The following is a 6,345-nucleotide window of genomic DNA, read 5'->3' as shown; positions in this document are numbered from 1 at the left end:
ATCCCGCGCCGGTCGATCATCTGGCATACTTACGATACCTCCCAGTGAACGGGAATCCCGCCCGCCCGAGTCAAACCGCCGCACCCAAAGACAGCCATACCGATTCTGTTATCGTTGGGCGTGTCCTTAGCCCGAGGTGTCGACCTGCAGGCCTTCGTGCGCCAACGTCAGGCGCTCGATCGCCAGCCCGCCTTCCTCGCCGGTTCCGGACAGCACCGGCCCTTCGAGGCGGCGGGCGAAGGCGTTGCGCAGGTGCCACTGCATGACCGCCGCGAACGATTCGTCGAGCAGTTTGATGACGATGTCCATTCGCTCGGTCCGAAGCCGCTCGACGTCGTGATAGAACTCGTAGAAAGCGTTGTCGCCGAGCAGGATGCCGCGCGTCAGGGTCACGTCGCCGTAGCGGATCAGGGTCGGGATCCGCTGCGGGGTGGGGTTTGGGTCGTTGCCTTCGCGGTAGGACACGACGTCCGTCTCCGCGTTCAGCCCCTCGACCCGGCTGAAGCCGGCGCGGGACCCGGCCCATTCGACCTTGAAGCGGAAGTTCAGCAGCGGTGTGTTCGCGCTCATCCAGCGTCCCCTTCGTCCTCGCGGGCGCCGCCGTCCGGTTTCGGCAGCACCCAGCTGATCGTCGTGTAGCTGAGCTCGAGTTCCTCCCACGCCACCTCGGGCTGGACCGCGTCGAACCGCGGCCCGGTCCAGCGCACCGGGAAGGCCGAAATCAGCGTGAAGCTCCAGGCCGGCGTCTTGTCGCCGGGACGGCGCAGATGGTGGATGCGCACCCGTCGCCGGTCGTCGCGTCCGCGGGCGGTTTCGACCCGCCAGCGGTAAAAGGTCCGGTCGGCGTCGATCGCCCGGGTCAGGGTGACCGTCTGCGCGAGCGAGTCCGCGGTCTGCTTGGGATCGCTCAGCTGCAGGTCGGAGATGCGCGCCACGCCCACTTCGCTCTGCCCGATCGACACGCGGAAATGGGCGTTCAGGACCGGCTCCGGGCGACCGCCGTCGGGTCCGATCCCCGGCAGCCGAATATCCGGCAGCCGTATCTGCGGACGGAACCGGTCGATGAAGCGGCGCGTTGGCATGGCCGCAAGCATGCGGTGATGCGTCGGGGCGGTCAACGCAGGGTTGAAGGCGGCACGAGGTGAATGCGCGCCTTTCGCAGGGAACTTTCCCGCCGCGGCCTTGACCTGCCAGTGGGGGCAGACACCACCTGCCAGCCAGGACACAAGATCACCTTTCGTAGGACCGAACCGCGATGACATTGCAGACCCTGCTGGCGATCTGGGCCGTCCTGGTCGCGCTCAGCGTCGGCGTGCTGCTGCGCGATCTACGCCGGCACAACCCGGAGATCCACGGCCTGATGCGCTGGGTCTGGATCCTGACCGTGCTGTATTCCGGCCCGCTGGGCCTGGCCGGCTACTACTGGTCCGGGCGCAAACAGATTCCGCGCGACGACCTCGGGCGCCGGGCCTTCCGGTCGGTGGCGCACTGCTATTCCGGCTGCGGCCTGGGGGAGATCGGCGGTCTCCTGCTGGCGGTCGGCCTGCTGGAGCTGGGCACGACCGCGACCGCGCTCGTCACCTTCGCGGCCGCGTACATCGCCGGCTTCGCGCTCACCATCGGCCCGCTGATGCAGGGCGGGGAATCGTTCCGGGCGGCCCTGTCCGACACGCTGTGGAGCGAGACCGCCAGCATCGGGGTGATGGAAGTGACCGCGATCGCCGTCGACCTGTGGCTTGCCGGGTCCGCGGGGGTCGGGTCGGCCCTGTTCTGGGCGTCGCTCGCGGTGTCGCTCACCGTCGGGTTGGTCGCTGCCTATCCCGTAAACGTGCTGCTGATCCGCTTCGGCGTGAAGCAGGGCATGCACAGCCCCAAGGATCACGCCCACGCGCATTGAGGGCGGCCGCTACAGCAAAATCGATGAAGGTCTGGTCGACCTTCATCGTGAATTTGCTCTAACTGCTTGAAGAGAGAGCAAGATTCAGCTGAAAAGTGGCTTCACCTTTCAGCATCTTGCTCTATCGCCCGGAAAACGCGGTGCTGAGCGCCGTCCAGGTCTTCACCGGCTTCGACAGGCGCACCCGCCGGTCGCCGGGGAAGCCCTCGGCTTCCAGCTGGGCCAGCAGGCGGGCGTAGACCTCCAGCATGATCCGGCAGGGCCGGGCGCTCGCCGGGTGCAGCTCGGCCAGCTGTCCGCGGACCTCGGCGTAGCGCTGGCGGGCTTTCTCCGCCAGGCGCGCGCAGGCAGCCGTACGCTTGGCGTCGGTCAGCACGGCGAGCGGGTCGCGTGTCGTCACCCCGGCTTCGGCCAGCAGATCCTCGGGCAGGTAGAGCCGGCCGTCGGCGCCGTCGCCGGCCTGGTCGCGCAGGATGTTGGTGAACTGCAGCGCCTCGCCCAGCGCGACCGCGATCTCGTGCTTGCGGTAGGCGGTCGCCTGCGGGTCGCCGGCGCCGAAGATCTGCATGGTCAGCATGCCGACCGCGCCCGCGACCTGGCGGCAGTATCGCTGCAGGTCCGCGAAAGAGGGCGCGACCAGCCCGCCGCGGGCGTCCACCGCCATGCCGTCGATCACCGCGTGGAACTCCTCGCGCGGCAGCTGGAAGCGGTCGCGGTAGCTCGCCAGCACGCGGGTCGCGGCGGTCTGCGGCTGGCCGCGGTAGATCCGGTCGACCTCGGTGCGCCAGCGCTCCAGCCGGTCGAGCTTGCGGCTTTCGGTCTCGGTCCCGTCGGCGACGTCGTCGACCGCCCGGCAGAAGGCGTAGACCGCGTAGGCCGCCTCGCGCCGGTCGCGCGGCAACAGCCGCATCCCCCAGAAGAACGACGTGCCCGCCTGCCGCACCGCCTGACGCACCTCCGCCACATCAATCCGCGAGCGCGCGGGCGCCGGGTCGAGCGTGGCGGCGGTCATGGGCAGGCGGATCCTCCGGACGGACGGTGAGCGCGGGCGTGGGCGAGGCGCCCTCGTGAGCGCCCGCCGGGTGCACGGGCGCTGGTGCCGGCGGAGAGACTCGAACTCCCAACCTACCGATTACAAATCGGTAGCGGAAGCGCAGTTTCCTGCGGTGTTGAGGGGTGTTTGTCCCCTTTTTTGTCCCTGCTTCCTTTCATCACTCGAATCCTCCGAGCATCTATGCGGGGTCAGATTAGCAAAAGCCCCCGCCGTCGGGCGAGGGCTTGAGCAGTCGTTTCGGCGGTGTGGCCGGTTAGTCCGGCGCGGCCTCGAGCACGATCTCCGCGTGCGACGTCACCGCCGCCGCTTGCCGCCGCCCGGCGCCTTGCCTTTGCGCCAGTCGCTGAGCGCCTCGCGGTGCGGGGCGATGTACACTTCATAGAGCGCGAGCTCAGAGACGCGACGAACTCCGTCGAGAGGGCTCTTCACGAACGGCAACCTATTGCGATCGGCGTACGCGCGCATCTTCTCATACGATGTCGCGATGCCCAGCTCTTCGCTCACGAAATTCGCGGCGGCGGCGATGTCATAGAGCACGTGCGGGCGAGCGGGTAGCGCGACCGCGGCGGGGCGCTCAGCTGTATGCGTGTCTGTATCCATCTGCTGCTATCTCCGGCGTGCTGTCACTGTACTGCCGGGAAGAGTGGTATCGGTCTGGAGCGCCTGGACGGCCTTGTGCGAACAAATCGGCGGATCCCGAAAAGCCGTTATCAATCAGACAGATACAGCGTCAGCGGGCCGGGGACAGACTCGGCCCAGGCGACCGCCTGCCCGACCGTCAGCCCCTCGCGCTCAGCATAGAGCTGAGCCTCCAGCGCAAGCGGTTGCTGTGTCGGACCCTCGCAGGCCCTCGCAACGGTTGTCGTGCGCTGACGGCTCGACGGTCGCTCGGAGATGGTGCGAACGATGTAGCCGGCTGCGGCTGTTGATCATGCTCGCGACACGCATCAGGCGGTCTCCCAGTGGCCGGCGAACGGCTTGTCCGGCACCGCGTAACAAGAATTCTGAAAGCCCCTCCATGATCATCTGAAAGCTCCGACCACGAGCAAATGAAACGTGCACCACCCGACAGAAAAACCCGTAAAACGCGCCCTCGACGACCGCCTCGCCGCCGCCATGCGCAAGCTGCTAGCGCTCTGCAACGGCGTGCTCAAGACCGGCCAGCCGTTCAACCCGAACTGTGCCCTCGCCCTCATAGGATCTTTTCAAGGAGCAATGGGGGAGCAATTGCTCCCCTCCGGATCAGCGTTTTCAGGTACTTAACCGCATTTATAGAGCACATTTTTGTGTCCTTACAGGGCACACGAACGTGCGCTCAGCTTGCGACAGGCAAGCCCAGAGAAGGAGGATACGATGGAAAGTTGAAACCTTCTTCCGCGGTCCAGCGGGTTCGATTCCCGCCAGGTAAAGGCGAGCCCGCCAGCCGGAAGCGAGTCTTGCATGGACCTCGGCGACGGCGTTCGTGAAGCGTAGACAGCAGGTGCCAAAGCCGCGTGGTAGGCCTCGATATCATGATCGCGTTGGTGGTCTCCGGTGTGTTGGGTCCGGGGACAGCATCGCCGTCACCGCCATGGGCGAGGGGACGGCGGCCCGACCGGGGTGTTTGAGCGGGGCAGAGGTACAGGATGGATCGCCTGGGAACCTGTGAGGTCCCGGTCGCGTCCGTTTGTCATCGGTTTGTCTCATGGCCGGCGTTCGAGGCGCACCTGGAGGAGGCCAGCAGGTGCGATCTGACCCTACGTGAGACGCTCGCGTTCCTCAGTGCGCGCGACAATCGCACGCAAAGACAAGCGGCGCATCGAGAATGGGCATGCGGATCGCGCACTTCCCCGGGGTCTGCACTCTGGAGAGCTTCGAGTTCGATGCCCGGCCATCGGTCGACCCGCACAAAATCCTCGATCTCGCGCTCCGTCGCTGGATAGCCCACGGAGACGCACTGCTGTTCCTCGGCCTGCCCCAGATGGATGCATAATGTCCACCTATCTACGTCACTTCATGTCCAGATTTTTTGCCGAGAGGCCGCTGTTACATGATGGTCGGCCCTAAGGTTGCCGTCGGCTGCGACCTCGTGGACATCTTGTTCCTGAATAATCTATGGTGCACGTGAATAGGGCTGACGGCCGCGTCTGCTGCTCCTCGGGCGTCCCGCGCGAGTGCGTTCGGGCACCGGACTCGAAAGCTAGGTAAGTATCCCAAGGCGTCCACGGTCTGGTGCAGCTCGGCTTCGGTTAGGTGAGTTGAGCGATCCTTCAGAGCGTACTTTCGGTCCGCCCTGACACTGGGTTTGCGACCACCAGAGGGTGTTGGAGGCCTGTCCCAAGGTTGATGCGCCAGAGCGCCACCGACCCGTTGCCTAGTCTACGTGGCGCGGTCTTGTCGCCGGTTAGCCGTGTGTTCCGCGTAACTGCGGTAGGCTTCTTCGAACGTGTGCCGCGCTTCATGTCCGTCCATCCAGTGTTTCGCGACCTGGAGGCAGCGACCATCCTCGTCATAAGGGCATTCGATCGGCCAGTCGATCGAGTCGACGTCTTGGCTCGTGAAGACGAGCAGCAGGTGCCGGTCGTTCAAGCAACCAGCCAGGACGTTCCAACCATCGGTTTGAAGACCTCTCAAATATGGCGCCGTATAGCTCCACAGTTCCGTCCGAGCGAGGGGATCTTCACGCAATCCAATGATGCCGCGAAAGCACTTGAGGCAGAAGTCGGCCGCGCGAATGCGGGTGGGGGCACTCCCCGTAGGAGAAAGTGGGGCGTGCAGGATCGTCTGCAGAGATGCCCAATCCCTGCCAAGCAGGTGCGCGAGCTGGGCCGACTGGACGACGTCGCAACGGACTTGTGGGTTCTGATGGTGTGTTCGAGCTTGATCGGTGGTCATGCCAATAACTCCTTAAGTTGCGGTGCACCGCGCGTGCTCATCTGTCCTGACACGCGGCGGAGCAGCTGGTTGTGCCGTTTGGCAAAGGGGAAGTGGGGCCGATTTTGCGAATGGGCCGAAAAGACTGATCACGGAATTCTTCGGGCCGAGCGCGGGCTTTTAGGCAGAAACACGCTTTTTTACCCTGACTGCGCCACAGGTCGGTCACTGATACGGACGTTCTTATGGCGGTCGAACGCGATCACCAGGCTCAGCCCGCGCGAAAGCCCGGCAGCGACCAACAAAACGATCGTATCCGACGCTCAGCCGTCGCCGTGCGCGTAGGCCCGCAACCAGCACAGCGTGTTGACCAGGCGCACCTGGTCGACGGTCGCGCAGGGCAGGTCGAGCAGGCGCGGGCTGGCGACCGTGACCGCCAGACAGCGGGCCCGCGAGACGGCGACGTTCAGCCGGTTGCGGCTGTACAGGAACTCGACGTGCCGCGGCAGGTCTTCCGGTCCGGACGTGGCCATCGAGACGA

8 protein-coding genes are annotated in these 6,345 nt (G+C 65.5%); 2 read left to right on the top strand and 6 right to left on the bottom strand.

The window, feature by feature from the left end:
• Positions 1-126 precede the first annotated feature (126 nt).
• The gene (locus CKO28_RS26290; protein WP_200344214.1) at positions 127-570 is read right to left on the bottom strand and encodes a phage tail protein; all 444 of its coding nucleotides are present in this window, start codon (positions 568-570) and stop codon (positions 127-129) included.
• Complete coding sequence (locus tag CKO28_RS26285; protein ID WP_200344212.1) at positions 567-1,082, bottom strand: phage tail protein; 516 nt, start codon at positions 1,080-1,082, stop codon at positions 567-569. Before CKO28_RS26285 ends, CKO28_RS26290 begins: the two co-directional genes overlap by 4 nt.
• Before the next feature lie 173 nt (positions 1,083-1,255).
• Between CKO28_RS26285 and CKO28_RS26280 the strand changes: the two genes are divergently transcribed.
• The gene (locus CKO28_RS26280) at positions 1,256-1,897 is read left to right on the top strand and encodes a DUF4396 domain-containing protein (protein WP_200344210.1); all 642 of its coding nucleotides are present in this window, start codon (positions 1,256-1,258) and stop codon (positions 1,895-1,897) included.
• A 121-nt stretch (positions 1,898-2,018) separates the two neighbouring features.
• Here the strand turns inward: CKO28_RS26280 and hpnD are convergent, their stop codons facing one another.
• Positions 2,019-2,909 carry a presqualene diphosphate synthase HpnD gene (gene hpnD, locus CKO28_RS26275; protein WP_200344208.1) on the bottom strand — a complete coding sequence of 297 codons (891 nt, stop codon included), beginning with the start codon at positions 2,907-2,909 and terminating at the stop codon, positions 2,019-2,021.
• Positions 2,910-3,245: 336 nt separating this feature from the next.
• Complete coding sequence (locus tag CKO28_RS26270; protein ID WP_200344206.1) at positions 3,246-3,551, bottom strand: hypothetical protein; 306 nt, start codon at positions 3,549-3,551, stop codon at positions 3,246-3,248.
• Between the two features lie 1,204 nt (positions 3,552-4,755).
• On the opposite strand from CKO28_RS26270, the gene CKO28_RS26265 reads away from it, so the two are divergent.
• Complete coding sequence (locus CKO28_RS26265; RefSeq protein WP_496196158.1) at positions 4,756-4,923, top strand: hypothetical protein; 168 nt, start codon at positions 4,756-4,758, stop codon at positions 4,921-4,923.
• Between the two features lie 386 nt (positions 4,924-5,309).
• Here the strand turns inward: CKO28_RS26265 and CKO28_RS26260 are convergent, their stop codons facing one another.
• The gene (locus CKO28_RS26260; RefSeq protein ID WP_200344201.1) at positions 5,310-5,825 is read right to left on the bottom strand and encodes a hypothetical protein; all 516 of its coding nucleotides are present in this window, start codon (positions 5,823-5,825) and stop codon (positions 5,310-5,312) included.
• A 302-nt stretch (positions 5,826-6,127) separates the two neighbouring features.
• On the bottom strand, positions 6,128-6,345 hold a 218-nt coding region (locus tag CKO28_RS26255; protein ID WP_200344200.1), incomplete at its 5' end, for a hypothetical protein.

The organism is Rhodovibrio sodomensis (assembly GCF_016583645.1).
Taxonomy (GTDB): Bacteria; Pseudomonadota; Alphaproteobacteria; order Kiloniellales; family Rhodovibrionaceae; genus Rhodovibrio; species Rhodovibrio sodomensis.
This window is presented reverse-complemented; position numbering and strand designations above follow the sequence as displayed.

Bases quoted from the DNA above. Each gene is read 5' to 3' on its own strand.
- CKO28_RS26290 (WP_200344214.1), bottom strand. From the start codon at position 570: ATGAGCGCGAACACACCGCTGCTGAACTTCCGCTTCAAGGTCGAATGG.
- CKO28_RS26285 (WP_200344212.1), bottom strand. From the start codon at position 1,082: ATGCCAACGCGCCGCTTCATCGACCGGTTCCGTCCGCAGATACGGCTG.
- CKO28_RS26280 (WP_200344210.1), top strand. From the start codon at position 1,256: ATGACATTGCAGACCCTGCTGGCGATCTGGGCCGTCCTGGTCGCGCTC.
- hpnD (WP_200344208.1), bottom strand. From the start codon at position 2,909: ATGACCGCCGCCACGCTCGACCCGGCGCCCGCGCGCTCGCGGATTGAT.
- CKO28_RS26270 (WP_200344206.1), bottom strand. From the start codon at position 3,551: ATGGATACAGACACGCATACAGCTGAGCGCCCCGCCGCGGTCGCGCTA.
- CKO28_RS26265 (WP_496196158.1), top strand. From the start codon at position 4,756: ATGGGCATGCGGATCGCGCACTTCCCCGGGGTCTGCACTCTGGAGAGC.
- CKO28_RS26260 (WP_200344201.1), bottom strand. From the start codon at position 5,825: ATGACCACCGATCAAGCTCGAACACACCATCAGAACCCACAAGTCCGT.